The sequence below is a fragment of the Burkholderia sp. MSMB1498 genome (assembly GCF_001526245.1).
Taxonomy (GTDB): Bacteria; Pseudomonadota; Gammaproteobacteria; order Burkholderiales; family Burkholderiaceae; genus Burkholderia; species Burkholderia savannae.
In genome coordinates this window covers 1-26,252 of sequence record NZ_LOYJ01000055.1, presented here as the reverse complement: position 1 = coordinate 26,252, position 26,252 = coordinate 1, and the positions used below count along the sequence as shown (strand labels likewise).

20 protein-coding genes and 1 pseudogene are annotated in these 26,252 nt (G+C 69.4%); 6 read left to right on the top strand and 15 right to left on the bottom strand.

From position 1 onward, the window contains the following. Positions 1–229: 229 nt before the first annotated feature. Positions 230–964: an N-acetylmuramate alpha-1-phosphate uridylyltransferase MurU gene (murU, locus tag WS91_RS10325; RefSeq protein WP_038751188.1), complete on the bottom strand. Its 735-nt coding sequence runs from the start codon at positions 962–964 to the stop codon at positions 230–232. Positions 965–967: 3 nt separating this feature from the next. After that, a complete protein-coding gene (locus WS91_RS10320; RefSeq protein ID WP_059644003.1) occupies positions 968–2,002 on the bottom strand; it encodes an aminoglycoside phosphotransferase family protein in 1,035 nt (344 codons plus the stop codon). A 214-nt stretch (positions 2,003–2,216) separates the two neighbouring features. On the opposite strand from WS91_RS10320, the gene WS91_RS10315 reads away from it, so the two are divergent. The 4 genes from WS91_RS10315 (at position 2,217) to rsmA (ending at position 7,932) form a co-directional block, all read left to right on the top strand. After that, positions 2,217–4,577, top strand: a complete 2,361-nt coding sequence (locus WS91_RS10315; protein WP_059644000.1) for an LPS-assembly protein LptD — start codon at positions 2,217–2,219, stop codon at positions 4,575–4,577. Positions 4,578–4,643: 66 nt separating this feature from the next. After that, complete coding sequence (locus tag WS91_RS10310; RefSeq protein ID WP_059643997.1) at positions 4,644–5,990, top strand: peptidylprolyl isomerase; 1,347 nt, start codon at positions 4,644–4,646, stop codon at positions 5,988–5,990. A gap of 15 nt (positions 5,991–6,005) precedes the next feature. Beyond that, positions 6,006–7,070, top strand: coding sequence for a 4-hydroxythreonine-4-phosphate dehydrogenase PdxA (pdxA, locus tag WS91_RS10305; protein WP_038751196.1), 1,065 nt, complete (start codon positions 6,006–6,008; stop codon positions 7,068–7,070). Between the two features lie 31 nt (positions 7,071–7,101). Further along, the gene (rsmA, locus tag WS91_RS10300) at positions 7,102–7,932 is read left to right on the top strand and encodes a 16S rRNA (adenine(1518)-N(6)/adenine(1519)-N(6))-dimethyltransferase RsmA (RefSeq protein WP_038751198.1); all 831 of its coding nucleotides are present in this window, start codon (positions 7,102–7,104) and stop codon (positions 7,930–7,932) included. A gap of 211 nt (positions 7,933–8,143) precedes the next feature. Here the strand turns inward: rsmA and WS91_RS10295 are convergent, their stop codons facing one another. Continuing rightward, entirely contained in the window at positions 8,144–9,085 is a 942-nt protein-coding gene (locus WS91_RS10295) for a DMT family transporter (RefSeq protein ID WP_038751200.1), read from the bottom strand. A gap of 360 nt (positions 9,086–9,445) precedes the next feature. Here WS91_RS10295 and gloA point away from each other — a divergent pair, with 360 nt between their 5' ends. Beyond that, complete coding sequence (gene gloA, locus WS91_RS10285; RefSeq protein ID WP_059670225.1) at positions 9,446–9,835, top strand: lactoylglutathione lyase; 390 nt, start codon at positions 9,446–9,448, stop codon at positions 9,833–9,835. A gap of 481 nt (positions 9,836–10,316) precedes the next feature. Here gloA and WS91_RS10275 read toward each other — a convergent pair whose 3' ends face one another. The 5 genes from WS91_RS10275 to glyQ are packed head-to-tail and all read right to left on the bottom strand — an operon-like array spanning position 10,317 to position 15,786. Then, positions 10,317–11,213, bottom strand: coding sequence for a M48 family metallopeptidase (locus WS91_RS10275; protein WP_038751208.1), 897 nt, complete (start codon positions 11,211–11,213; stop codon positions 10,317–10,319). A 47-nt stretch (positions 11,214–11,260) separates the two neighbouring features. After that, a complete protein-coding gene (locus WS91_RS10270; RefSeq protein WP_038751210.1) occupies positions 11,261–12,040 on the bottom strand; it encodes a lysophospholipid acyltransferase family protein in 780 nt (259 codons plus the stop codon). A 42-nt stretch (positions 12,041–12,082) separates the two neighbouring features. Beyond that, on the bottom strand, positions 12,083–12,646 hold the full coding sequence (gmhB, locus tag WS91_RS10265) for a D-glycero-beta-D-manno-heptose 1,7-bisphosphate 7-phosphatase (RefSeq protein WP_059577267.1): 564 nt from the start codon (positions 12,644–12,646) through the stop codon (positions 12,083–12,085). 16 nt (positions 12,647–12,662) lie between these two features. Continuing rightward, a complete protein-coding gene (gene glyS, locus WS91_RS10260; RefSeq protein ID WP_038751214.1) occupies positions 12,663–14,762 on the bottom strand; it encodes a glycine--tRNA ligase subunit beta in 2,100 nt (699 codons plus the stop codon). Between the two features lie 16 nt (positions 14,763–14,778). After that, positions 14,779–15,786, bottom strand: coding sequence for a glycine--tRNA ligase subunit alpha (gene glyQ / locus WS91_RS10255; RefSeq protein ID WP_082758146.1), 1,008 nt, complete (start codon positions 15,784–15,786; stop codon positions 14,779–14,781). Positions 15,787–16,540: 754 nt separating this feature from the next. Between glyQ and WS91_RS10250 the strand changes: the two genes are divergently transcribed. Continuing rightward, positions 16,541–18,178 (top strand): hypothetical protein, encoded by a 1,638-nt coding sequence (locus WS91_RS10250; protein WP_038751904.1) that lies wholly within the window; start codon positions 16,541–16,543, stop codon positions 18,176–18,178. A gap of 35 nt (positions 18,179–18,213) precedes the next feature. Here the strand turns inward: WS91_RS10250 and lnt are convergent, their stop codons facing one another. The 7 genes and pseudogenes from lnt to WS91_RS37275 all read right to left on the bottom strand — a co-directional run. Further along, the gene (lnt, locus tag WS91_RS10245) at positions 18,214–19,926 is read right to left on the bottom strand and encodes an apolipoprotein N-acyltransferase (protein WP_038751907.1); all 1,713 of its coding nucleotides are present in this window, start codon (positions 19,924–19,926) and stop codon (positions 18,214–18,216) included. A gap of 42 nt (positions 19,927–19,968) precedes the next feature. Then, positions 19,969–20,856: an HlyC/CorC family transporter gene (locus WS91_RS10240; RefSeq protein WP_038751910.1), complete on the bottom strand. Its 888-nt coding sequence runs from the start codon at positions 20,854–20,856 to the stop codon at positions 19,969–19,971. Between the two features lie 464 nt (positions 20,857–21,320). After that, positions 21,321–21,959: a gamma-glutamylcyclotransferase gene (locus WS91_RS10235; protein ID WP_059670223.1), complete on the bottom strand. Its 639-nt coding sequence runs from the start codon at positions 21,957–21,959 to the stop codon at positions 21,321–21,323. Positions 21,960–21,980: 21 nt separating this feature from the next. Continuing rightward, on the bottom strand, positions 21,981–22,778 hold the full coding sequence (gene ybeY / locus WS91_RS10230; protein ID WP_059575269.1) for an rRNA maturation RNase YbeY: 798 nt from the start codon (positions 22,776–22,778) through the stop codon (positions 21,981–21,983). Positions 22,779–23,414: 636 nt separating this feature from the next. Beyond that, positions 23,415–24,485: a PhoH family protein gene (locus tag WS91_RS10225; RefSeq protein ID WP_038751919.1), complete on the bottom strand. Its 1,071-nt coding sequence runs from the start codon at positions 24,483–24,485 to the stop codon at positions 23,415–23,417. 26 nt (positions 24,486–24,511) lie between these two features. After that, positions 24,512–25,885, bottom strand: coding sequence for a tRNA (N6-isopentenyl adenosine(37)-C2)-methylthiotransferase MiaB (miaB, locus tag WS91_RS10220; protein WP_038751922.1), 1,374 nt, complete (start codon positions 25,883–25,885; stop codon positions 24,512–24,514). Continuing rightward, positions 25,882–26,252: pseudogene (locus tag WS91_RS37275) on the bottom strand (hypothetical protein); the annotation flags it as partial. The pseudogene WS91_RS37275 and the gene miaB, both read right to left, overlap by 4 nt.

Below are 26,252 nucleotides of genomic sequence, written 5' to 3'. Positions count from 1 at the left end.
GGCGGCGGCGGCCGCCGCGACGATGCGGCGCCGAAAAGCCGAAAAGCCGAGCAATCGCGAAACCGTGAAACTCACCGAAAGCCGCGCAGTCGAGCATGAGCGCAACGGGAAGCCAAGCGGCTGACCGGTCGAGCGCTCGAGCAGGCGTGCAGCCAAGCGATCGACCGGCCGAGCGGCCGAGCCAATCGATCAGCCGATCAGCCGAACGGCTAACCGGACATCCAATCGATCAGCCGACTGACCGGCCGGAGGGGGCCCTCAACGCCGCATCGAGTTCGCCGAGCTGCGCGGGCGTGCCGACGTTCTCCCACAGCCCCGTGTATAGCTCGCCCGTCGCGCGGCGCGCGGCGATCGTCTCGCGATAATAGGGCGTGAGCGCGCGGCGCGTGCCGGCGGGCAGAGCGCGGAACATCCGCGTGTCGTACAGCGCGATGCTGCCGAACGTGACGCGCGGCGCGCCGTCGAGCGACAGCAGGCCGTCGCCGTCGAGCGCGAAATCGCCCGCCTGATGGAACGGCGGGTTCGGCACCATCACGAGGTGCATGCCGGGCTCGGTGGCCGCCGCGAGCGCGGCCGCGCGCGTGCGCAGCGTCGCGTGATCGAAGTTCGCGTAGACGTCGCCCGCGACGCCGACGAACACCTTGGGGCCCGCGCCGTCCTCGATGAGCGGCAGCGCCTGGGCGATCCCGCCCGCCGTCTCGAGCGCCTCGCGCTCGGCCGAGTAGCGCAACCGCACGCCCCAGCGCGAGCCGTCGCCGAGCGCGGCCTCGATCTGCGCGCCGAGCCACGCGTGATTGACGACGATCGTGCGGATGCCCGCCGCGGCGAGCCGCTCGATCTGCCAGACGATCAGCGGCTTGCCGCCCGCGGCAAGAAGCGGCTTCGGCGTCGTGTCGGTGAGCGGGCGCATTCGTTCGCCGCGCCCGGCGGCGAAGATCATCGCCGTATCGAGTGTGTGCGTCATCGTTCAGAACGTGTAGCCGATGTCGGCCGTCTTGCCTTCGAGTTCGTCGAGGAGTTTCGCGAACGGCGCGAGCGGCCGGTAGCGCAGCGCGACGCGCCGCGCGTAGCCGAGAAAGCGCGGCAGGTCGGCGAGATAGTGCGGCTTGTGATCGCGGTAGTTGATCCGCGCGAACAGGCCGAGCACCTTGATGTGGCGCTGCAGGCCCATCCATTCGAGCTGCCGGTAGAACTCGCCGAAGTCCGGCTCGACGGGAAGCCCCGCCTTCCTCGCCTTTTCCCAGTAGTACGCGAAGCAGTCGAGCTCGAACTCCTCGTCCCAGCTGATGAACGCGTCGCGCAGGAGCGATACGACGTCGTACGTGAGCGGCCCGTAGACCGCGTCCTGAAAGTCGAGCACGCCGGGGTTCGGCTGCGCGATCATCAGGTTGCGGGGCATGAAGTCGCGCAGCATGTAGCCCTGCGGCTGCGCCTGCGCGCTCGCGATCAGCAGCGCGAAGGTGCGGTCGAGCACGCCGCGCGCGTCGTCCGGGAGCGTCTTGCCGAGATGCCGGCCGACGTACCACTCGGGCATCAGCTCCATCTCGCGGCGCAGGAACGCTTCGTCGAACGGCGGCAGCACGCCTTCGCGCGACGCGAGCTGCCAGCGGATCAGCGCGTCGAGCGCGTCGCGCATCAGCGGCCGCGCGGCGGCGGGCGCGGTGGGGTCGAGCGCCGAGATGTACGAGCGCGTGCCGAGATCCGTGACGAGCATGAAGCCCGCGTCGAAATCGTGCTCTAGCACTTTCGGCGCGTGCACGCCCGCCGCGTCGAGCAATTGCGCGATCTGCACGAACTCGCGGCACTTCTCGGGCGGCGGCGCGTCGACGGCGATCGCCGTGCCGCCCGGCGCGGCCGCGCTCGCGACGCGGAAATAGCGGCGGAAGCTCGCGTCGGCGGACGCCGGGGCGAGCGACGCCGGGTCGAGCGCGTAGCGGCCGGCGAAAGCGGCGAGCCAGGTGCGCAGACGGGTGAGACGGGGATCGGCTGGAGGCTGCGTCATTGAAAGTCGGGGAGGGGGAACGTCTTGCCATATAATACCCCACGACTTTTTTGACGCGTCCCGTGTCAATTCCCGCCGGCGCGGGCCCGCAGCCCGCTACGCCGTCCGTTTGCCCGTTTTCCCCCGGTATGCGCGAAGCCGCAGTCACGGTTCGATTGCGCGGGCTGCGGCGTGCGAAGGCCGGGTTTGACAGGGTCGATTCGCCGAACGATAGATGCCGCCTAAAACGTTATTCCCGCTCGTCCCAGCTTGCGATGCCGCGCCGCGCAAAAAACGGCTCGCGGTCGCGCTTTTGGCCGTACCGGGCCTCGTGCCGGCGGTGTCGCAGGCCCAACTGACGGGCGTCGCGGCCGAGCCGCAGACGTTCGGTTCGCCGTGGGACCTGCGCCTCGCGCCGCAGCTCGACGAGCATCCGCAAAAACAGAGCGGCAAGCCGGCGACGTTCGTGCTCGGCGACCACACGAGCGGCACGGCCGATCAGGATCTCGCCGCGAAGGGCTCGGCCGAGATCCGCCGCGGCAACGCGGTCGTCAAGGCGCAGGCGATCCACTACGAGCAGGACACCGACATGGCCGACGCGTACGGCAAGGTCACGGTGTCGAACGGCGGCACGACGTTCTCGGGCCCCGAGGCGCATCTGAAGGTCGAGGCGAACCAGGGCTTCATGACGACGCCGAAGTACCATTTCACGGCGACGGGCGGCTCGGGCAGCGCCGAGCGGGTGCAACTGCTCGACAGCGAGCGCTCGGTGTTCACGAACGGCACGTACACCGGCTGCCAGTGCTCGTCGAACCCGGCGTGGTACATCAAGGGCAGCGAGTTCGATTTCGATACCGGCGCGGACGAAGGCGTCGCGCGCAACGGCGTGCTGTTCTTCCAGGGCGTGCCGCTCTTCGGCAGCCCGTGGCTCACGTTTCCGCTGTCGGGCGAGCGGCGCAGCGGCTTCCTGCCGCCGACGTTCTCGCTCGATTCGTCGAGCGGCTTCGAGTTCGCGCTGCCGTATTACTTCAACATCGCGCCGAACCGCGATCTGACGGTCACGCCGCACATCATCTCGAAGCGCGGGATCTTCACGCAGGCGACGTTCCGCTATCTGTCGACGAACTACTCGGGCACGCTGACGGGCGAATACCTGCCGGACGACCGTGTCGCGAAGCGCAACCGTTACGCGATTTACTGGCAGCACCAGCAGAACTTCGGCAACGGCTTCGGCGGCTACGTCTATTACAACAAGGTCTCGGACAACACGTATCCGGAGGACCTGGGGTCGACGAACCAGTTCCTGAACGGGATCCAGACCATCTATCAGCAGGAAGCCGGCCTGACATACAACAACGGGCCGTGGTCCGTGCTCGGGCGCTACCAGCACTGGCAGACGCTCGCGCCGTCGGTCGCGCCGTACGGTCGCGAGCCGCAGTTGAACGTGAAGTACGCGAAGTACAACGTCGGCGGCTTCGACTTCGGCGCGGAAGCCGACTATTCGCGCTTCCGGATCACGACCGCCGATCAGCCGGAAGGCGACCGCGTGATGTTCAACCCGTACGTGTCGTACGGGCTGTACGGTCCCGGCTACTTCGTCGTCCCGAAGGCGCAGTTGCACATCGCGTCGTACGACCTGACGACGACGACGGGCGGCGTGCCCGGCCAGCCGAAGCGTTTCACCTATTCGATCCCGACGCTCAGCTTCGATAGCGGGCTCATCTTCGACCGCTCGGTGCGCCTGTTCGGCCAGGACTTCATCCAGACGCTGGAGCCGCGCCTGTACTACGTGTACACGCCGTACCGGAACCAGTCGGACGCGCCGCTCTTCGACACGGCTGTGTCGGACTTCGGGCTCGCGGAGATCTTCACGCCGAACACGTTCGTCGGCAACGACCGGATCGCCGACGCGAACCGCCTGACGGCCGCGCTCACGACCCGCTTCATCAATCCGGAGACGGGCGACGAGCGCGCGCGCTTCGTGATCGCGCAGCAGTACTACTTCACCGACCAGCGCGTGACGCTGCAGCCGACCGAGGCGCCCGCGACGGCGCGGCACTCGGACCTGATCCTCGGCGCGTCGGTCAAGCTCGGCGCGGGCTTCGCGTCGGAAACCGCGTTCCAGTACAACGTCGACAACAACCAGCTCGTGAAGTCGAGCGTCGGCTTCGGCTACAGCCCGGGCGAACGGCGCGTGATCAACGTCGGCTATCGCTACACGCGGCAGAACCCGACGCTCAGCAACGAGCCGATCAACCAGGTTCTCGTGTCCGCGCAATGGCCGCTCACGCGGCGGCTCTATGCGGTCGGCCGCTTCAACTACGATCTCGCGAGCAGCCGGGTTGTCGACGGTCTCGTCGGCTTCCAGTACGATGCCGACTGCTGGGCGCTCGGCGTCGGCGTCCAGCGCTACGCGAACGGCGTGAATACGTCGGGGCAGCAGAACTCGTCGACCCGCGTGCTCGCGCAACTCGTGCTGAAGGGTCTGACGAGCGTCGACAACGGCCTCGTGTCTGCGTTCAGGGCCGGCGTGCAGGGCTACACGCCGCTGCCGCCCGCGCCGGCGCCGCTGTCGCGCTTCAGCAATTACGATTAACCGCCGAGGAGGCGTTCGCGGCGAGCGGCGTTCGCGCAGCCCGCTTTCAATGGAGTACCTGTGGCAATGAAGAAAACCCTTCGCTTCGCGGCTATCGCATCCGGTCTGCTCGCGTCGCTCATCACGGTCGCGCCGGCCGCGTCCGCGCAGGCGCTGCGCGCGCAGGGCGCGTCGCTCGCCGACGAGGTGGTCGCCGTCGTCAACAACGACGTGATCACCGGGCGCGAGCTCGATCAGCGCGCCGGCCTGATCGCGCGCCGCCTGCAGCAGCAGAACGCGCCCGTGCCGCCGATGGACCAGTTGCGCGCACAGGTGCTCAACCAGATAGTGCTCGAGCGCATCCAGGTGCAACGGGCGAAGGACGACGGCATCGTCGTCGACAACGCCACCGTGCAGGCGACGCTCGGCCGCCTCGCGCAGGCGAACGGGATGTCGCTCGAGCAGTACAAGGCGCGCATCGTGGCGCAAGGCGTGCCGTGGGACGTGTTCGTGGGCGATGCCCGCACCGAGCTGATGCTCTCGAAGCTGCGCGAGAAGGAAGTCGACAGCAAGATCACCGTGTCGGACGCCGAGGTGGCGAGCTACATCGCGAGCCAGCGCGGCCCGAACGCCGGCTCGCAGCAGGATCTGCGGCTCGAGCACGTCTTCGTGAAGGCCCCGACGAGCGCGCCGCAAGCGGACATCGACGTCGCACAGAAGAAGGCGGAAGGCCTGCTGCAGCAGGCGCTCGCGTCGGGCGCCAATTTCGAGCGGCTCGCGAAGAACAATTCGGAGGCCGACGACGCGAAGAAGGGCGGCGATCTCGGCTTCAAGTCGCCGTCGTCGCTGCCGTCGGACGTCGTCGACGCCGTGTCGAAGCTGCGCCCCGGCGAGGTCAACCCGACGCTCATCCGCGTGCCGGACGGCTTCGAGATCGTGCGCCTCGTCGAGCGCCGCGCGAGCCAGAACCCGGCCGCGTCGCCGAAGATCGTGCAGACGCACGTGCGCCACATCCTGCTGCGCGTCGGCGAAGGCAAGTCCGAATCGCAGGCGCGCCAGCAGCTGATCGACATCCGCCGGCAGATCGAGGCGGGCAGCGATTTCGAGAAATTCGCGCGCACCTATTCGCAGGACGGCTCGGCTTCGCAGGGCGGCGATCTCGGCTGGATCAGCCCGGGCGAGACGGTGCCCGAATTCGAGCGGGCGATGAACGCGCTGCAGGACGGCCAGGTCAGCAACCCGGTGCGCACCGAGTACGGCTACCACCTGATCCAGGTGCTCGGCCGACGCGACGCGGAAGGCTCGGTGCAGCAGCAGATGGACATCGCTCGCCAGGCGATCGGTCAGCGCAAGGCCGAGCAGGCGTACGCGGACTGGCTGCGCGAGCTGCGCGATTCGTCGTACGTGCAGATCAAGCTGCCCGTCGCCCAGTAAGCGCATAGGCGCATCATGTCCGCCAGCCCGCAGCCGCTGCGCATCGCGATCACGACCGGCGAGCCGGCCGGCGTCGGCCCCGAGCTGACGGCCCGCGCGCTCGCCGACGCGGCGACGCGCTGGCCGGACGCGCGTTTCACGGTGCTCGGCGACGCGAATCTGATCGCGCAGCGCGCGGCCGCGGTCGGCGTCGACTGGGTGCGCGTGACGGCGGGCGGCGCGAATGCGGATGTCGCAGGCGCGCACGTCGGGAATGCGCATGTCGCCGACGCGCATGTCGCCGACGCGCATGTCGCCGTCGTGCATCGCGCGCTTGCCGCGCCGGCCGAAGCCGGCAAGCTGAATCCGGCGAACGGGCGCTACGTGCTCGATCTGCTCGATGCGGCGATCGACGGCGCGCTCGCCGGCGAATACGACGCGATCGTCACCGCGCCGCTGCAAAAGAGCACGATCAACGATGCGGGCGTGCCGTTCACCGGTCACACCGAATATCTCGCCGAGCGCACGCACACGCCGCGCGTCGTGATGATGCTCGCGGGCACGGGCGAGCGCCCGCTGCGCGTCGCGCTCGCGACGACGCACCTGCCGCTCAAGGACGTGTCGGCCGCGCTGACGATCGACGGTCTTGCCGATACGCTCGCGATCGTCGATCGCGACTTGCGCGGCAGCTTCGGTCTTGCCGCGCCGCGCATCCTCGTGACGGGCCTGAATCCGCACGCGGGCGAGAACGGTTATCTCGGCCGCGAGGAAATCGACGTGATCGAGCCGGCGCTCGAACGCGCGCGGGCGGCGGGCATCGACGCGCGCGGCCCGTACCCGGCCGACACGCTGTTCCAGCCTCGCTACCTCGAGCATGCGGATTGCGTGCTCGCGATGTTTCACGACCAGGGACTGCCGGTCCTCAAGTACGCGACGTTCGGCGAAGGCATCAACGTCACGCTCGGCCTGCCGATCATCCGCACGTCGGTCGATCACGGCACCGCGCTCGATCTCGCCGGCACGGGCCGCGCCGATCCGGGCAGCCTCGTCGCCGCGATCGACACCGCCGTGACGATGGCGCGCCATCGGCGCGCGGGCTGAGTTTTCGCGTCATTCGTTTTTCTATCTCTCGATGTCGAACAGCAGACAGCACCAAGGGCATTTCGCGCGCAAGCGCTTCGGGCAAAACTTTCTCGTCGATCACGGCGTGATCGACGCGATCGTCGCGGCGATCGATCCGAAGCGCGGCGAGCGGATGGTCGAGATCGGTCCGGGCCTCGGCGCGCTCACCGGGCCCGTGATCGCGCGGCTCGCGACGCCCGATTCGCCGCTGCACGCGGTCGAGCTCGATCGCGACCTGATCGGACGCCTCGAGGAGCGCTTCGGCGATCTGCTCGAGCTGCACGCGGGCGACGCGCTCGCGTTCGACTTCGGCTCGCTCGCGCGGCCGGGCGGCGCGCCGTCGCTGCGGATCATCGGCAATCTGCCGTACAACATCTCGAGCCCGCTGCTGTTCCATTTGATGTCGTTCGCGCCCGTCGTGATCGACCAGCACTTCATGCTGCAGAACGAAGTCGTCGAGCGGATGGTCGCCGAGCCGGGCACGAAGGCGTTCAGCCGGCTGTCGGTGATGCTCCAGTACCGCTACACGATGGACAAGCTGATCGATGTGCCGCCCGAATCGTTCCAGCCGCCGCCGAAGGTCGATTCGGCGATCGTGCGGATGATTCCGCACGCGCCGCACGAGTTGCCTCACGTCGACGTCGCGGTGCTCGGCGAAGTGGTGACGGCCGCGTTCTCGCAGCGCCGCAAGATGCTGCGCAACACGCTTGGGGGCTATCGCGACCTGGTGGATTTCGACGCGCTCGGCTTCGATCTCGCGCGCCGCGCGGAAGACGTCGGCGTCGACGAGTACGTGCGCGTCGCGCAGGCGGCCGGCGCCGTGCGGCGGACGGGCGGTTGAGAGGCGACTTGAGGGGCGACTGAGGGGCGGGCGGCCGGCGACGGGCGGCGCAAAGGGCGGCGCGTCGCGGGATCGCGCGGCCGGTGTCGGCATGTCGGCGCGTCCACGAAGCCGCCGGATCGGCAAAACGACTAAACGACTAAACGGCAAATCGGCAAATCTGCAACGCGTCCCGCCACGGCCGCCGGCCGGATAATCCTCCGTTTCCCGCCTACTTGCCGCGATCCCCTTTCGGCGGCGCGTTGACGAGCCCGATGCCCGCCAGCACGAGCGCGGCCGCCGCGCCGAAGCGTGCGTCGACCGAATCGCCGAGCAGCAGCACGCCGAAGCTCACGCCGAAGAGCGGCGCGAGAAACGTAAACACGGAAAGCCGTGCCGCGCTATAGCGCGTCAGCAGCCAATACCATGCGAGATAGCTCGCGAACGCGACAATCACGCCTTGATACGCGAGGCTCGCGACGGCGAGCGGCGTCACGTTCGCGAGCGTCGTCTGTCCGGTGACGACGGCCAGCCCGAGCAGCGCCGCCGCCGACACCGTCAGCTGGTAGAACAGCGTCTTGCTCGCGCTCGCGCGCGCGAGCGACGTCGAGCGCACGACGACCGTCGTCGCCGCCCACATCACGCCGCCGAGCACGCCGAGCGCGTCGCCCGCGAGCCCGGCGAGCGTCGATGCGCCGCCCGCGGCCGGCCGCGCGAAGCCGTCGGCGAATGCGACCGCGATGCCCGAGAACGCGATCGCGACGCCCATCCATTGCATGCGGCGCATCTTCTCGCCCGGCGCGAACAGGTGCAGGCCGAGCGCGGTGAAGCACGGCGCGGTGTAGAGGAAGATCGCCATGCGCGCGGCGCTCGTCAGCGTGAGGCCGAAAAAGAGGCAGACGAATTCGCCCGCGAACAGCGTGCCCGCGGCGACGCCGGCGCCGAACGTGCCGTCCGCGCGAAAGAGCGACGTGCCGCGCGCGCTCGCCCACGCCCACACGCCGACGGCCGCGATCGCCGAGCGCAGCCCGGCTTGGAGCATCGGCGGGATTGCGTGCGTCGCGCTCTTGATCGCGACTTGCTGGAAGCCCCAGATCGCGCATAGCAGGATCATCACGCCGATCGCGCGCAGATCGAGCGCCGGGCGTGCCGGCGCGTAGGCGACGGCGCTCATCGGACGCCCCCGAACGCGGTGGCGCGCGCCGTGGATATGCCGGCGGCCGGGCGCTCGGCGGACAAGCTCGGTTCGAGGAAGAAGGTTTGCACGGTTTGCGGGCCGGGGGAGCGGCTGTCGGAAAGGTGGTTCGATTCGTCGCGGGACGCGGCGCGGGCGGCCTCGTCGCGGGGTGCGGCGGGCGGCGATGCGGCGCGCATGCCGCACCGCTGCCTGCCGCGACGATCTTAACCGATCGCGCCGCGCGCCGCCTGCCGTCGTGCATGGCTTCCGCTGCCCGGATGGGCGGTGCGGCGGCCGGCGAGAATCGCGCGGGTCTGGTACATTCGCACGTTCAAGCAAGTCCCCACGGAGTACATCATGCGTTTGCTTCACACGATGCTGCGAGTCGGCGATCTCGACCGCTCGATCAAGTTCTACACCGAGCTGCTCGGCATGAAATTGCTGCGCCGCGACGACTATCCGGACGGGAAATTCACGCTTGCATTCGTCGGCTACGGCGACGAGCGGGACCACACGGTCATCGAGCTCACCCACAACTGGGACACGAAGTCGTACGACCTCGGCACGGGCTTCGGCCACCTCGCGCTCGAAGTCGACGACGCGTACGAGGCGTGCGAGCGGATCAAGGCGCAAGGCGGCAAGGTCACGCGCGAAGCCGGCCCGATGAAGCACGGCACGACGGTGATCGCGTTCGTCGAAGATCCGGACGGCTACAAGATCGAGTTCATCCAGCGCAAGCCCCACTGAGCGCTGTCCGGCCGCACGGGGCGCTGCGGCGCTCCGCGCCGGCTCGCATCCGGCGCGCGATGCGTTCGCGCCTGCGCGCCGAGTCGTTTTTCCTTTCCCACGATTCCTTTTCATGAACCCGTTTTGCTCGGGCTGCGAAGCTCGGCGGCGCGTTCGCGTTCGCGCTTGCGCGCGCTTCCGCGGGCGGCGGCGCGGTTCGGGCGATGCGCCGCGTCGTGCGCCGCGCCGCGCGCGGGCGTAGGCGGGCGAGTCGGCGCATGCATCGGTCGTGCGGCGCGGGACGACGGCGGCGAGAGGAGGGGCGGGCGCGGAAGCGCCGAATCGAATCGGTGCGGCGCCTGCCGCATCGAAAGCGCGCCGCGAAAATCGATGTCCGATTGCGGTTGCGCGCGGCCGCGTCCCCCGGGCTACCGCTCGCCGCGTTCGGCCGCCGCCCTTTCGATCGGGCGACGGGCGGCGCGCTTTTGCGAGCGCCGCGCGCTCAGAGCGCCGGCAGCAGCTCCGGCGGATGATGCTTGAGCGTATGCCGCGCTTCGCGGAATTCCGGAAAGATCGATTCGACCGTCTGCCAGAACGCCGGGCTATGGTTCATCTCGCGCAGATGCGACAGCTCGTGCGCGACGACGTAATCGACGATCGACATCGGAAAGTGGACCAGCCGCCAGTTCAGGCGGATCTTGCCGTCGCTCGAGCAACTGCCCCAGCGCGTCGCGGCCGACGACAGCGCATACATCGAATACGTGACGCCGAGCTTCTGCGCATACACCGCCAGCCGCTCGCCGAAGATCCGCTTCGCTTCGCTCTGCAGCCACCCCTGCACGCGGTCCTTGATCTGCTGCTCGCTCGCGTGCGCGGGCAGCCCGAGCTCGAGCGTCGCGGCGGCCGCGTCGAAGCTGAGCGCACCCTTCGCCGACGCGAGCGCGATGGTGACGGGCTTGCCGAGGTACGGAATCTGCGCGCCTTCCTTCCAGTCGATCTGCGGCAGCGCGCGCTGCTCGGCGCGCGTCTGCCATTCGGCGAGCTTGTTGAAGATCCAGCGACGCTTCTCGGCGATCGCCGCTTCGATGTCGGCGAGCGTCACCCAGCGCGGCGCGGTGATCGTGAGGCCGCTGCCGTCGATCGCGAAGCCGATCGTGCGGCGCGCCGAGCGCTTGAGCTTGTATTCGAGGACGCCGCCGTCGAGCGCGAGCGTGCGGCGACGGGAGCGGTCGGCGTCGGGCGGCGCAGCGGGGGCGGCGGGCGCAACGGACGAAGCGGGCGGAACGGCGGAAGGGGAAGCGGGAGACGCCGAGGCGGCCGGCCCGTCGAAGAGCGGCAGGTCGAGCTGGCGGTGATCGAGAGCCACGACGGCCGGCCGTGGCCTGGGACGCTTCGGCATCAGTTCGCTTCGTTTGGCAGTGCGCAATGGGTGAAACTCGCTTGACTTCAGGTACGCGCGGCGTCGGACGAGCGTGCGGCGCCGCGTGCGCCGTCGCGCTCGTGCCGGTACGCGTCCGGATCGATGCGGCGCATTTCCGCTTCGATCCAGTTCTCGACACGTTCGTTCAATTGATCGGGGGTGAGGCCTTGCGTGTCGATCGGCTTGCCGATCGACACCGTGACGGTGCCGGGATACTTCATAAACGAGTTGCGCGGCCACACGCGTCCCGCGTTGTGGGCGATCGGCACGACGGGCGCGCCCGCGCCGATCGCGAAGCGCGCGCCGCCCGTCTTGTACTTGCCTTGACTGCCGACCGGCGTGCGCGTGCCTTCGGGGAACATGATGACCCACGCGCCGTCCGCCATTCGCGTGCGGCCCTGGCGAATCACCGAATCGAACGCGTTCTTGCCGTCCTTGCGGTTGATGTGGACCATGTGCAGCATCCCGAGCGCCCAGCCGAAGAACGGCACGTACAGCAACTCGCGCTTGAACACGTAGCAGAGCGGCTTCGGCATCAGCGCGGGCAGCGCGATCGTCTCCCACGCGGACTGATGCTTCGGCAGCAGCACGGCCGGGCCGTCGGGCAGGTTCTCGTAGCCTTCGATGCGATAGCGGATGCCGTTCAGCCAGCGCGCGACGAAGAGCGTCGACTTGCACCAGCCGGCCGCCATCCAGTAGCGCGCGTTCGGGCGCAGGAACGGGAACGCGATGAAGCACGCGGTCGCGTACAGCGCCGTGTAGACGATGAAATAAACGAATAGCAGCAGGGAGCGGGCGAAGCGCATCGGCGTGACGTTACGGTGAGGGAGGACGCGCGCGGGTCGGCATCACTCGTGTTCTTCGGAAAGGAAATCGAGCGCGAACGCGCGCAGGTCGTCGTGCACGCGCGTGCCTTGCGGCAGCCCGCCCGCGGCGAGCGTCTTCTTGCCCTTGCCCGTCAGCACGAGGTGCGGCCGGAAGCCGAGCGCCGCGCCCGCCTGCAGGTCGCGCAGCGAATCGCCGACGACGGGCGTGTTCTGCGGATCGATCTCGAAGCGCTCGGCGATCAGCTTCATCATTCCCGGCTGCGGCTTGCGGCAGTCGCAGTGGTCGTCGGCGGTGTGCGGGCAGAAGAACACCGCGTCGATCCGTGCGCCGACCGCGGCCGCCGCGCGATGCATTTTCAGATGCATCGCGTTCAGCGTCGCCATGTCGAACAGGCCCCGGCCGATGCCCGACTGGTTGGTCGCGACGACGACGCGGTAGCCCGCGTGGTTGAGCCGCGCGATCGCCTCGAGGCTGCCGGGCAGCGCGATCCATTCGTCGGGCGACTTGACGAACGCGTCCGAATCGACGTTGATGACGCCGTCGCGGTCGAGGACGACGAGCTTCTTGCTGGGACTGGTCGGCATTGCGTGGCCCCCGGCTTCAGGCGGCGAGCTTCGAGATGTCCGCGACGCAGTTCATCTGCTGATGCAGCGCGGACAGGAGCGCGAGCCGGTTCGCGCGCAGCGCGGGGTCTTCGGCGTTGACCATCACGTCGTCGAAGAACGCGTCGACGGGCGCGCGCAGCGCCGCGAGCGCGGAGAGGGCGCCCGTGTACGCGCGCGCCTCGAGCTGCGACTGCACGCGCGGCGTGACCGCGGCGAGCTGCTCGGCGAGCGCCTTCTCGGCGGCTTCGACGAACAGCGTCGGCTGCACCGCGCCGTTCGCGCCGCTTTCCGACTTCTTCAGGATGTTCGAGATCCGCTTGTTCGCGGCCGCGAGCGCTTCGGCTTCCGCGAGGCGCGTGAATTCGCGCACCGCGTCGAGGCGCGCGATGATGTCGTCGAGGCGCGTCGGGTTCAGGCTCAGCACCGCGTCGACTTCGCCTGCCGTGTAGCCGCGCTCGCGCAACAGGCCGCGCAGGCGATCGATGAAGAACGCGTAGATCGCGTCGGTCGATTCGGCGACGCCCGGCACCGCCGCGAAGCGCTCGTACGCGGTGCGCAGCAGCCAGACGAGATCGAGCGGCAACTGCTTTTCGAGCAGCAGACGCAGCACGCCGAGCGCGTGACGGCGCAGCGCGAACGGGTCCTTCTCGCCCGTCGGCGCGAGGCCGATGCCCCAAATGCCGACGATCGTCTCGAGCTTGTCGGCGAGCGCGACCGCGGTCGACACGGGCGCCGTCGGCAGCGCGTCGCCGGAGAAGCGCGGCTGGTAGTGCTCGGTGCACGCGACCGCGACGTCTTCCGGCTCGCCGTCGTGGCGCGCGTAGTACGTGCCCATCGTGCCCTGCAGCTCGGGGAACTCGCCGACCATGTCGGTCAGCAGGTCGGCCTTCGCGAGGCGCGCCGCGCGGATCGCGATCGTCGCGTCGGCGCCGATCGCGGGCGCGATCTCGCCCGCGAGCGTTTCGAGGCGCTCGACGCGCGCGAGCTGCGAGCCGAGCTTGTTGTGATAGACGACGTTCGCGAGCAGCGGCACGCGCTCGGCGAGCGGCTTCTTCTTGTCCTGTTCGAAGAAGAACTTCGCGTCGGCGAGGCGCGGGCGCACGACGCGCTCGTTGCCCTCGACGATCTCGTCCGGCGTCTTCGTCTCGATGTTCGACACGATCAGGAAGCGCGAGCGCAGCTTGCCCGCCGCGTCGGTGAGCGCGAAGTACTTCTGGTTCGTCTGCATCGTGAGGATCAGGCACTCCTGCGGGACTTGCAGGAATTCGTCCTCGAAGCGGCACGGATAGACGACGGGCCATTCGACGAGCGACGTCACCTCGTCGAGCAGCGCTTCCGGCATCACGACCTGGTCGCCGTCGGCGTGCGCGGCGAGCTGCGTGCGGATCGCTTCCTTGCGGTGCGCGAAGTGCGCGATCACGCGGCCTTTCTCGCGCAGCGCGTCCGCGTACGCGCTCGCGTGCTGGATCGCGACGAGGCCGTCGGACAGGAAGCGGTGGCCGAGCGTCGTGTCGCCCGCGTCGATGCCGAACGCGGACACGGGCACGATGCGATCGTCGTGCAGCACGGTGAGGCGATGCACGGGGCGCACGAACTGGACGTCGGTGCCGTCCGGGCGCTGATAGGTCATCACCTTCGGGATCGGCAGCTTCGCGAGCGTTTCGTCGAGCGCGGCCTGCAGGCCGTCGGCGAGCGACGCGCCGGGCGCCGCGTAGTTGACGAAGAACGCTTCGGCCTTGCCGTCGTGCGCGCGCTCGAGATCGGCGATCGACAGGTTCGGGCGGCCGAGCGCGGCGAGCTTCTTCGCGAGCGGGGCGGTGGGCAAGCCTTGCGCGTCGAGCGCGACCGACACCGGCAGCACTTTTTCGCGGACCTGCTTTTCGGGCGCGACGGCGCGCACGTTCCGGACGACGACGGCGAGGCGGCGCGGCGTCGCGTAGCGCTCGAACGCGAGCTCGCCTTCGATCAGGTCGCGCGCGGCGAGGCGTTGCGCGATGCCTTCGGCGAACGCGTCGCCCAGGCGCGCGAGCGCTTTCGGCGGCAGCTCTTCGGTCAGCAGTTCGACGAGCAGGGAAGCGGAATGGTTTTGCGTCATGGTGTGAAGAATCTCGTCAGTCCTGATCGATCTTGCGTTCGGCCTTCAGCGGCGGCACCCACGCGGGCTGCGCGGCCTCTTGCGCGTCGGTGGTCAAGCCCGGCACGCCCGGCACCGGGTTGCCGATCATCGGGAAGCCGAGCTTCTCGCGCGAATCGTAGTACGCCTGCGCGACGAGCCGCGACAACGCGCGGATGCGGCCGATGTACGCGGCGCGCTCGGTCACGGAAATCGCGCCGCGCGCGTCGAGCAGGTTGAACGTGTGGCCCGCCTTCAGCACGAGCTCGTACGCGGGCAGCGCGAGCTGCGCGTCGATCATCCGCTTCGCTTCCGCTTCGTAGCTGCTGAAGAACGTGAAGAGCAGCTCGACGTTCGCCTGCTCGAAGTTGTAGGTCGACTGCTCGACTTCGTTCTGGTGATAGACGTCGCCGTAGGTCAGGCGGCGCAGCTCGGGGCCGTTCGGGCCTTGCTCTTCCCACTCGGTCCAGATCAGGTCGTAGACGTTCTCGACTTTCTGCAGATACATCGCGAGGCGCTCGAGGCCGTAGGTGATCTCGCCGAGCACCGGCTTGCAGTCGAGGCCGCCCACTTGCTGGAAGTACGTGAACTGCGTGACTTCCATGCCGTTCAGCCAGACTTCCCAGCCGAGGCCCCACGCGCCGAGCGTCGGGTTTTCCCAGTCGTCCTCGACGAAGCGCACGTCGTTCTGCTTCAGATCGAAGCCGAGCGCTTCCAGCGAGCCGAGGTACAGGTCGAGGATGTTCTCCGGCGCGGGCTTGAGCACCACCTGATACTGGTAGTAGTGCTGCAGGCGGTTCGGGTTCTCGCCGTAGCGGCCGTCCTTCGGGCGCCGCGACGGCTGCACGTACGCGGCGCGCCACGGCTCGGGGCCGATCGCGCGCAGGAACGTGTGCACGTGCGACGTACCGGCGCCGACTTCCATGTCGATCGGCTGGAGCAGGGCGCAACCCTGCCTGTCCCAATAGGACTGGAGCGTCAGGATGATTTGCTGAAACGTAAGCATGAGAGGCCTTCGTGGCGCTGGGCGCCGCGCTTCGGGCGGACGGCGCGAGCGGGGCTGGCGCCGGCAGCTCGCGCGGCGCGCGGCTTGGGTCTGTGCTGAAACGCGTAATTTTACCGGATCGGCGGGCAGGTGCGGCCGGAACGGGGTGGGGCAGCCCTCCATACGCGTTCGCGGGCGACGAAATCGCGGGAAAACGGGCGGATGCGCGGGGGCTGATCGGCGGCGCGCCGCCCCGCGATTCGCGGGCGGCCGCGGCGCGCACGGCGCGCACGGCACGCACGGCACGCACGGCACGCACGGCGCACACGGCACGCACGACGCACACGGCACACACGGCACGCACGGCACGCACGGCTCACACGGCTCACACGGCTCACACGGCTCACACGGCTCACACGGCTCACACGGCGCACACGGCGCACACGACGCACACGGCACACACGGCACACACGGCACACACGGCACACACGGCACACACGGCACACACGGCACACACGACGCACACGGCACACACGGCACACACGGCGCACACGGCGCACACGGCTCACACGGCTCACACGGCTCACACGGCGCGCGCCGCGCCGTGCGCGCGGGCGGCGCACGGCCCCAGCGGCGGATCGCCAGTCGGCCATTCGACGGACGCGCGCGGCGACGAAGCACCCGCGCATTTTCGAGACGCCGGGCGGCGGCGAGCCGGTAAGATGGTGGCTTCCGCGCCGCGTCGCGCGCCACGCCGTCTTCGTGACGATCGCCCATGTCCTCCGCTTCGCCCGGCCCGAACGTTCCGTTGCTGCCGCCCTTCGTCGCGATGCTTCGCCGGGCGCTCGACGCCCGCGGCGACGCGCGCGCGATCTGGCTCGAAGCCGCCGGCCTGCTGCATCCCGTCGACGACGGCGCGATCCATCGGCTGACGATGGCGCTCGTCGGCGACGGGCGCGCCGACGACGCGGTCGAACTCGCGCGCCTCTGCGACGCGCTCGCGCCGACGTCGCCCGCCGCCGCGTTCAACCACGGCTACGCGCTGCAGCACGCGGGGCGTCACGCGGAGGCGATCGCGCCGTACCGGCGCGTGCTGGCCGTCGAGCCCGCATGGCCGTCGCTGAAGAACAACCTCGCGATCGCCGTCCGGATGACGGGCGGCGACGACGCCGAGGAGCTCGCGCTGCTCGAAGGAGCGGCCGCCGGCGCGCCGTCCGAGCCCGATGCGTGGATCAATCTCGTTATCGCGCGGCTGCGCCGCCACGACCTGCCGGGCGCGCTCGACGCGTCGGCGAAGGCGCTCGCGCTCGCGCCCGACAGCCCGCTCGCGCTCACCAACGCGGCGATGGCGTACAAGGAGGCGCAGCGCTGGGACGACGCCGAGCGCGCGTCGCGGCGCGTCATCGAGCTTGAGCCCGGCGATGCGTCGCACCGCTTCAACCTCGCGCTGATCCGGCTCGCGCGCGGCGACTACGCGAGCGGCTGGCCGGCGCACGAACTGCGCTGGAGCGGCGCGCCCGAGCTGCGCGGCAAGCTGCCGGCGCTGCCCGGCCCGCGCTGGCGCGGCGAGCCGCTGGCCGGCAAGACGCTGCTCGTGTGGGGCGAGCAGGGCATGGGCGACCTGCTGCAGTTCGCGCGCTTCGTGCCGGCGCTCGCCGAGCGCGTGCATCGCGAAGGCGGCCGGCTCGAATGGAATGCGTTTCCGCAAATGGGCGATCTGCTCGTGCGCAGCCTCGGCGCGCACGTCGACGGCTATCGTGCGGGCGGCGGCGTCGACGCGCTGCCGCCGTTCGACTACGAGCTTGCGCTGATGAGCGTGCCGTGGATGCTCGGGCTCGGCGATGCGCTGTTCGGCGATACCGTCCCGTATCTGCGCGCCGACGACGCGGCGCTCGCGCGATGGCGCGCGCGCTTCGCCGAGTCCGCGCAGGCGGGGGCGACGCCGTTGCGCGTGGGGCTTGCGTGGACGGGCAGCCTCGCGCATCAGCGCAATCCGTTCAGGCGTGTCGGTCTCGACCGGTACGTCGCCGCGTTCGGCGGGATCGGCGGCGTGACGTTTCATTCGCTGCAGCCGGGCGCGTCGGCGGACGTCGCGGCAGCGCGCTCGGCGGGCTTTCCGATCGTCGACGACACGGCCGAGCTGCGCACGTTCGACGATACGGCCGCCTACGTCGGCGCGCTCGATCTGATCGTGAGCGTCTGCACGTCGGTTGCGCATCTGGGCGGCGCGCTCGGGCGCCCGACGTGGGTGCTGCTCGACGTCAATCCGCACTGGGTGTGGCAGCTCGGGCGGCGCGACAGCCCGTGGTATCCGAGCGCGACGCTGTATCGTCAGCGCGAGTTCGCGCGCTGGGAGCCGGTGATGGACGAGGTGGCGCGCGATCTGCGCGCATGGGCGCAGCGCGCGGGCTGAAGAACGCGCCGCCGGCGGGCGGCGCGCGGAGAGCGTCAGCCGCGCCGGCGCAGCCCCGGCCCGAACGCGAAACCGAACGCGAGGAACAGCAGCGACAGCGCGAGCACCGTCGCGTTGCCGCTCGTCACGTACGGCGTGCGTCCGGCCGTGCCTTCGATCCGCACGTCGAGCGAGCCGATCGTGTAGGGCTTCAGCTGGCCGAGCACGCGCCCTTGCGCGTCGATCGCGGCCGTCATCCCGGTGTTCGTCGCGCGCAGCATCGGCCGGCCGGTCTCCAGCGAGCGCATCCGCGCGATCTGCAGGTGCTGGTCGAGCGCGATCGTGTCGCCGAACCACGCGAGGTTCGTCACGTTGACGAGCACGCCCGGCGACACCGGATTGTCGCGGATCGTCGCCGCGATCTCCTCGCCGAAGATATCCTCGTAGCAGATGTCCGCCATCACCGGCTGGTTGCGCACGATGAACGGCTGCTGGACCGGCGCGCCGCGCGCGAAATCGCCGAGCGGCATCTTCATCAGGTCGACGAACCAGCGAAAGCCCCACGGGATGAATTCGCCGAACGGCACCAGATGGTGCTTGTCGTAGCGGTAGATGTCGCGCGAATGCGGCGTCACGCCGTACAGGCTGTTCGTGTAGTCGACGATCCGGCCGTCGGCCGTCACCGTGCCGCCGACCGCGCCGAACAGCACGGCCGTGTCGGTCGTGTCGCTGAACGCGCGCACCGCGCGCGCGAACGGCTCGGGCAGTTCCTGGATCAGCACCGCGATCGCCGTCTCGGGCGTGACGACGAGATCGGCCGGCTTCTCGGTGATCATCTTCTGATACATCTCGATCGCCGCCTTGATGCCCGCTTCCTCGAACTTGATGTCCTGCTTCACGTTGCCTTGCAGCAGGCGCACCGCGAGCGGCGCGTTCGCGGGCACGGTCCACGGCACGAGCGCGAGCAGCGGGCCGATCGCGACGAGCGCGACGGCCGCGAGCGCCGGCGCCGCGACGCGCGGCGCGCGGGACGCACGCGGGGCGGCCGTCGCGCTCGTCGCCGTCGCATCGGTTCGGCCGTTGCCGCGGCCGTTTCCGGTTCCATTGCCATCTTCGCGCGCGCGCACGATCGCCTGCACGGCGAGCGCCGCGACGAGCGCGAGCATCCAGCCGATCCCGTAGACGCCGACGATCGACGCGTAGCCGGCGAGCGGCCCGTCGACCTGCGCATAGCCGCTCGCGAGCCACGGAAAGCCGGTGAGCACGGTGCCGCGCAGCCATTCGCCGGCGGCCCATGCGCTCGCGAACGCGAACGCGCCGTGCCAGGTCGGCGAGAACGGGCGCGGCTCGGCGGCCTGGCCGTTTTGCGCGTGTCCCGCGCAGAACGACCAGAGCCCCGCCGAGAACGCCGGATAGATCGACAGATACAGGCAGAACAGCACGAGCGCGCCGCCCGCGAGCGGCGCGGCCATCTCGCCGTACACGTGCATGCTGATGTAGAGCCACCAGATGCCGGTGATGAAGTTGCCGAAGCCGAACGCGCCGCCCGTGGCCGCCGCGTGCTTCCAGCTCGTCGTGCGCGTGAGTTGCGCGAAGAGCCATGCGAATACGACGAACTGCAGCCAGCCGCCGTGAGGCGTCGGCGCGAACGTCAGCGTGTTGGCCGCGCCCGCGAGGAGCGCGGCCGGATAGTGCCAGACGGGCAGCGCACGGCCGGCGGCCGTAGAGGAGACGCTCGATTGCGAGCGGGTCGAGATCGGTTCGGCCATGCGTTGCGTCGAAGGAGCGGGTTGGGAAACGGAGGCCGCGCGTCAGTCTTCGCCGGCTGAGCTGCTGCGCCGGCCCGCGAGCGGCGCGCGGCGCACGAGCAGCACGTGGATCTGGCGGGCGTCGCCGCGCTGGATCTCGAACAGCAGGTCGCCGAGGCGCACCTTCTCGCCGCGATGCGGGACGCGGCCGAAATGGTGCGTGATGAGGCCGCCGATCGTGTCGACTTCGTCGTCGGAGAAATCGGTGCCGAACGTTTCGTTGAACTGCTCGATCTCGGTCAGCGCGCGCACGCGATAGCGGCCGTCCGGCGCGGCGATGATGTTGCCGGCTTCCTCGTCGAAGTCGTATTCGTCCTCGATGTCGCCGACGATCTGCTCGAGCACGTCCTCGATCGTGATGAGGCCCGCGACGCCGCCGTATTCGTCGACGACGATCGCGAGGTGGTTGCGGTTCACGCGGAAGTCGTGCAGCAGCACGTTCAGCCGCTTCGATTCGGGGATGAAGACGGCGGGGCGCAGCATCCCGCGCACGTCGAATTCCTCTTCCGCGTAGAAGCGCAGCAGATCCTTGGCGAGCAGGACGCCGATCACGTTGTCGCGGTTGTCTTCGTACACCGGGTAGCGAGAGTGCGCTTTTTCGAGCACGAACGGGATGAAGTCCTCGGGCTTGTCGGCGATGTTGAGCGCGTCCATCTGCGCGCGGGGCACCATGATGTCGCGCGCGCACAGATCGGACACCTGGAACACGCCCTCGATCATCGACAGCGAGTCGGCGTCGATCAGGTTGCGCTCGTGCGCATCCTGCAGGATTTCGAGGAGCTCGGCCCGCGAATCGGGCTCGGGCGAGATGAAGTCGGTCAGACGCTCGAGCAGCGAGCGCTTTTCATGCGGTTTGTCGGAGGATTTTCGACTGGGATACGAATCGTTCATGGTGGTGCGCCCTGCGTATCGAGGGCGCGCTGTCACGGAATTGGCAAGGATACACCAAGGCTATGGCGCGTCCGTGTCGACGGGCATGCGCGCGAGCCGCAGCGGCGCGTCGCGCGATTCCGGCCGAGCGGCGCGGCCTCGGGCGTCCCTCATCGTAGCGCAGAAACGCTCACGCGGGCAGCGGCGGAAAAAAACGGCGGATGCGAAGCGGCGCGCGGCCGGTGCGCGGGCGGGTGGGCTTGCGGGGCGCGCGCACGTCCGGCGCCGGTGGTGCGAGACGGCGTGCGGCGGCTGTGGCGGCATTTGGCGATCGCATCGCGCCTTCGCATCCCTCGTTTGGCATCCGGCAACCGGTACTCGGCGTTCGGCGCGTCGCGCGACCGCTCGCCGCACCGTCCGCCCACGCCCGCCGACCGACTGCGTTGACAGAGTCGGCGGCGTTGAGAGCGTCAGCCCTTCGGCCGCTATCTGCAGCGCGCGAGCAGCGCCTCGAGCGCCTGATCGGGCATTCCGCTGTCGCGCAGCGCGTCGACGGTGCGGCTCACGTAGTCGAGCGTGGTGCCGTAGCGGCCGCTCGCGCAGCCGAACACGATTCTCACGACGTCGTCGTGCAGCTTGCCGGTATAGGTCGGGACGTCGCGCCGCATGACGAACGCGAGCGCGCTGACCCGCTCACGGCCCGCGAGCGCGCACGGCAGCCACGCGGGGCGGTACGAGCCCATCGCCATCTCGCGCCGCCACAGCGCCTCGAGGTGCGGCATCGCGGTGCGGCCGGCGAGCCGGAACGCAAGCCCCGTGCACGAGCCGCCGCGGTCGAGCGCGAGCACGAGCCCAGGCTGCTCGGGCGTGCCGCGGTTCACGCGCGACCACAAATAGAGCCCGCGGTGGTAGCCGTGGACCTTCGCGCGCACGGACTCGACGGCGGGCATCCCCGGGTTCCAGATCAGCGAGCCATAGCCGAACAGCCACAGATCGCTCGTGCGATCCCAGCCGGCCAGCGTCGCGCCGAGCGACGCCGCGAGTTCGTCGTCGCTCAGGTAGCGCGCTTCGCCGAGCGACGGAGGGTATGGGCAGCGGCTGGGTGCGGGGGCGGGGCGGCTCACGGGCGGGCAGGGCGGCGCGAATCAGCGGTACGGATTCGGGAAGCCGAGCTTTGCGAGGATGTCGGTTTCGAGCGCTTCCATCTCGGCCGCGTCCTCTTCTCCGCGCTCGTGGTCATACCCCTGCGCGTGCAGCGCGCCATGCACGAGCAGATGCGCGTAGTGCGCGACGAGCGTCTTGCCCTGCTCGCGCGCCTCCTTTTCGACGACGGGGCAGCACAGCACGAGATCCGCGACGGTGACGCCGTCCGGCTCCTCGCCGTACGCGAAGGTCAGCACGTTCGTCGCGTAGTCCTTGTGCCGATAGCTGTGGTTGAGCGCGCGCCCTTCGTCGGCGCCGACGAAGCGCACGGTGAACTGCGCGTCGGAGAAGATCGCGGGCTCGAGCCATTCGGCGATCACCTTGCGCTTGGGCAGCGACTTGCGCTGCGCGTCGCCGATCTCGTCGCCGTACTGGACCGCGAGGTCGAGCTCGGGCTCGCGGTCGTGCGCGTCTTCGCCCGCGTCGCTCGTTTCGTCGTGAGCGAAGTCCGGATTCTCGTCGGCGCCGACTTCGACCGTCACGCTATCGTAGTGCTCGGGGCGCAGCGCGATCGTCGCGCGCAGCGACGGGTCCGCGTGCTGAGCGACGATCGCGACGGCCGCGTCGCCCGAACTGCCGGACAGGTCGAACATCAGGCTGCGGCCGTCGGCGAAGTCGACGCGCAGCGCCTGCGCGTCGACCGATTTGACTTTGCCTTTCGCATCGAACAGCGACAGGCGAGGAAATTCGGGTTGCGCTGCCTCGGCGCGCGCGGACTTGGTGGAACGGGACGATTTCATCACGCTGACGTCGGTTTGAACGCGGTTGAGGATACACCAAACGGACGAGCGTCCGGGGGCCAATTGGCGAGTTGTCGCGAGTGGGGAGGGGGCTTGCGCGCGGCATTTTTGGGCTCGCCCGGCGACGATTCGGGCGAGGCCCGGCGCGCAGTATCAGGCGCGTGCGGCCGGCGTGCGGCCGGCGGTTCTTGGGGGCGAGCGTTGCGCCGACACGCGCGGCAGGCGGGCGGGGCGCGCATCGGCCGGCATGGGACCGGTGCCCGAGCGCTGCGGATCGTCGACGGGGCGGCGGGCGCGCCGTCGACGGATTCGGATTGCGATCCGTCGCGCGTCGCCGTGCGCGAACCCGGTCGATGGCGTTGCCGTGCGGAACGGACGATCGGGCGACTGGTCGCTCAGGCGCTCCCCGGAAGATCCGCCGATCGACCGGCCGAGCGATCGACCAATCGAGCGGCCGAGCGGCCGATCACGCGAACGATGATCGCGCGACGAACGATCGAGTGATCAGGCGGCCTGCGCGAGCGGTGCGAGGCGCCGCCCGCGCAGGCCGTGCACGCCGCCCGATCGGCAAGCACGCTTCCGTTCGTGGCGCGCTTCGGCCCGATCGTCCCGCGCGGCCGCGCCGGCGCGACGCGTTCACTCGTCCTTGTGCTGCGCGTGGAACTCGTCGTAGGCCTCGACGATGCGCGCGACGAGCGGATGGCGGACCACGTCGGCGCTCGTGAAGCGCGTGAGCGCGATGCCGCGCACGCCGCCGAGCACCTGCTGCGCCTCGATCAGGCCGCTCTTCTGCGCGCGCGGCAAATCGACCTGGCTCGTGTCGCCCGTGACGACCGCCTTCGAGCCGAAGCCGATCCGCGTGAGGAACATCTTCATCTGCTCGGGCGTCGTGTTCTGCGCCTCGTCGAGGATGATGAACGCGTGGTTCAGCGTGCGGCCGCGCATGTACGCGAGCGGCGCGATCTCGATCATCTGCCGCTCGAACATCTTCGCGGTCTTGTCGAAGCCGAGCAGATCGTAGAGCGCGTCGTACAGCGGCCGCAGGTACGGATCGACCTTCTGCGCGAGGTCGCCGGGCAGGAAGCCGAGCCGCTCGCCGGCCTCGACGGCCGGGCGCGTCAGCACGATGCGCTTGACCTGGTCGCGTTCGAGCGCGTCGACCGCGCACGCGACCGCGAGATACGTCTTGCCGGTGCCCGCCGGGCCGACGCCGAACGTCACGTCGTGCGACAGGATCTGCTTCAGGTACTCGCGCTGCGCGGGCGTGCGGCCGCGCAGATCGGCGCGGCGCGTATAGAGCTTCGGCGCGCCATCGTCGATGTGCTCTTCGTCGCCGATGCGCACGACGGGCTCGTCGAACGGATGGTCCGGATCGCCGCGAAACCGCACGTCGACTTCGGTCCCGCCGTTGCCTTCGCCATGGCCGTTACGGCGCGGATTGCCCGGATGGCGGGCCTCGACGAGCGCGAGCTGGATATCGTCGACCGACAGCGGATCGCGCGCGCGGTTGTAGAAGTCCTCGAGCGCCGTCAGCGCGGTTTTCGCGCCGCGCCCGCGAATCGCGATCCGGTGGCCGCGCCGCGTGAGCGTCACGTCGAGCGCCTGTTCGATCTGCCGCAGATTTTCGTCGAGCGGGCCGCAGAGATTCGCGAGGCGCGCGTTGTCGTCGCGCGGCGCGGTGAATTCCAGTGCTTGAGCGGTTTTCAAAGTGGCGTCGGGTTCCTGTAGGGCATTCAGTGCGTGGCGGCGCTCGCGTCGTCGTGCGCGAGCACGAGCTCGCCGCGCAGCGAGTGCGGATACGCGTGATTGATCTTCACGTCGATCATCTGGCCGATGAGGCGCGGGTGCGAGGCGAGCGGTGCGGGGAAGTTCACGACCCGGTTGTTCTCGGTGCGGCCCGCGAGTTCGTTCGGGTCCTTGCGCGACGGTCCCTCGACGAGAATCCGCTCGACCCTGCCGACCATCGACTGGCTGATGCGTGCGACGTTCTCCTCGATCGTCGCCTGCAGATGTTGCAGGCGTTTGAGCTTGACCTCGCGCGGGGTGTCGTCGGCGAGGTTCGCGGCGGGCGTGCCGGGGCGCGGGCTGTAGATGAACGAGAAGCTCGTGTCGTAGCTCATCTCGTGGACGAGCGCCATCGTCTTGTCGAAGTCGGCTTCGGTCTCGCCGGGGAAGCCGACGATGATGTCCGTCGACAGCGACAGGTTCGGGCGGATCGCGCGCAGCTTGCGGATCACCGATTTGTACTCGAGCACCGTGTAGCCGCGCTTCATCGCCATCAGGATGCGGTCCGAGCCGTGCTGGACGGGCAGGTGCAGGTGATCGACGAGCTTCGGCACCTTCGCGTACACGTCGAGCAGGCGCTGCGTGAATTCCTTCGGATGCGACGTCGTATAGCGGATTCGCTCGATGCCGGGGACGTCGGCGACGTATTCGATCAGCGTCGCGAAATCGGCGATTTCGCCGGAGCCGGCCGCGAGCGGGCCCCGATATGCGTTCACGTTCTGGCCGAGCAGCGTGACTTCGCGCACGCCCTGATCGGCGAGGCCGGCGATCTCGGTCAGCACGTCGTCGAGCGGGCGCGACACTTCATCGCCGCGCGTGTACGGCACGACGCAGTAGCTGCAGTACTTGCTGCAGCCTTCCATGATCGACACGAACGCGCTCGGGCCTTCGACGCGCGCGGGCGGCAGGTGATCGAACTTCTCGATTTCGGGGAACGTGATGTCGACCTGCGCGCGGCCGCTCGCGCGGCGCGCGTCGATCATCTGCGGCAGGCGGTGCAGCGTCTGCGGGCCGAACACGAGATCGACGTACGGCGCGCGCGCGACGATCGACGCGCCTTCCTGGCTCGCGACGCAGCCGCCGACGCCGATCAGCAGTTCCGGCTTCGCCTCTTTCAGCTCGCGCACGCGGCCGAGATCGGAGAACACCTTTTCCTGCGCCTTCTCGCGCACCGAGCAGGTGTTGAAGAGGATGATGTCCGCGTCTTCGGGGGTGTCGGTCTTCTCGAGGCCTTCGGCGGCGTTGAGCACGTCGACCATCTTGTCGGAGTCGTACTCGTTCATCTGGCAGCCGAAGGTCTTTACGTAAACTTTCTTGGTCATGAGGATTCGCCGTTCGCAGTGGTTGACCTGGGGGCGTCGTTCAAAGTGGATCGGGGGACGGATCGGCGCGCCGCCAGCCGCGCGATGCGCGCGCCGCGTACGGGAAGATGCCGCCGGGAAAGCTTTCTATTATAGCTTTTCGGGCTTCGCGGAGCGGGCGGCGGCGCGTCGCGCGAGGCGGGGCGGCGTTTGGCCGATCGCGTGGCGGGCGCACGGGCAAGGGCGGCAGGCAGCGAATTGCGGCGGGGCGGCAGGCACGCGCGCCGCTTGGTGCGATCCTCGCGCCGACGAACCGACGAACCGACGAACCGACGAACCGACGAACCGACGAACCGACGAACCGACAACCGACAACCGACAACCGACA

What these genes read in the sequence shown, in the direction of transcription:
- WS91_RS10310 (WP_059643997.1), top strand. Translation starts at nt 4,644, where the DNA reads ATGAAGAAAACCCTTCGCTTCGCGGCTATCGCATCCGGTCTGCTCGCG.
- gmhB (WP_059577267.1), bottom strand. Translation starts at nt 12,646, where the DNA reads ATGCCGACCAGTCCCAGCAAGAAGCTCGTCGTCCTCGACCGCGACGGC.
- gloA (WP_059670225.1), top strand. Translation starts at nt 9,446, where the DNA reads ATGCGTTTGCTTCACACGATGCTGCGAGTCGGCGATCTCGACCGCTCG.
- pdxA (WP_038751196.1), top strand. Translation starts at nt 6,006, where the DNA reads ATGTCCGCCAGCCCGCAGCCGCTGCGCATCGCGATCACGACCGGCGAG.
- glyS (WP_038751214.1), bottom strand. Translation starts at nt 14,762, where the DNA reads ATGACGCAAAACCATTCCGCTTCCCTGCTCGTCGAACTGCTGACCGAA.
- glyQ (WP_082758146.1), bottom strand. Translation starts at nt 15,786, where the DNA reads ATGCTTACGTTTCAGCAAATCATCCTGACGCTCCAGTCCTATTGGGAC.
- ybeY (WP_059575269.1), bottom strand. Translation starts at nt 22,778, where the DNA reads ATGAAATCGTCCCGTTCCACCAAGTCCGCGCGCGCCGAGGCAGCGCAA.
- WS91_RS10315 (WP_059644000.1), top strand. Translation starts at nt 2,217, where the DNA reads ATGCCGCCTAAAACGTTATTCCCGCTCGTCCCAGCTTGCGATGCCGCG.
- rsmA (WP_038751198.1), top strand. Translation starts at nt 7,102, where the DNA reads ATGTCGAACAGCAGACAGCACCAAGGGCATTTCGCGCGCAAGCGCTTC.
- miaB (WP_038751922.1), bottom strand. Translation starts at nt 25,885, where the DNA reads ATGACCAAGAAAGTTTACGTAAAGACCTTCGGCTGCCAGATGAACGAG.
- WS91_RS10250 (WP_038751904.1), top strand. Translation starts at nt 16,541, where the DNA reads ATGTCCTCCGCTTCGCCCGGCCCGAACGTTCCGTTGCTGCCGCCCTTC.
- WS91_RS10275 (WP_038751208.1), bottom strand. Translation starts at nt 11,213, where the DNA reads ATGCCGAAGCGTCCCAGGCCACGGCCGGCCGTCGTGGCTCTCGATCAC.
- WS91_RS10270 (WP_038751210.1), bottom strand. Translation starts at nt 12,040, where the DNA reads ATGCGCTTCGCCCGCTCCCTGCTGCTATTCGTTTATTTCATCGTCTAC.
- murU (WP_038751188.1), bottom strand. Translation starts at nt 964, where the DNA reads ATGACGCACACACTCGATACGGCGATGATCTTCGCCGCCGGGCGCGGC.
- lnt (WP_038751907.1), bottom strand. Translation starts at nt 19,926, where the DNA reads ATGGCCGAACCGATCTCGACCCGCTCGCAATCGAGCGTCTCCTCTACG.
- WS91_RS10295 (WP_038751200.1), bottom strand. Translation starts at nt 9,085, where the DNA reads ATGAGCGCCGTCGCCTACGCGCCGGCACGCCCGGCGCTCGATCTGCGC.
- WS91_RS10320 (WP_059644003.1), bottom strand. Translation starts at nt 2,002, where the DNA reads ATGACGCAGCCTCCAGCCGATCCCCGTCTCACCCGTCTGCGCACCTGG.
- WS91_RS10240 (WP_038751910.1), bottom strand. Translation starts at nt 20,856, where the DNA reads ATGAACGATTCGTATCCCAGTCGAAAATCCTCCGACAAACCGCATGAA.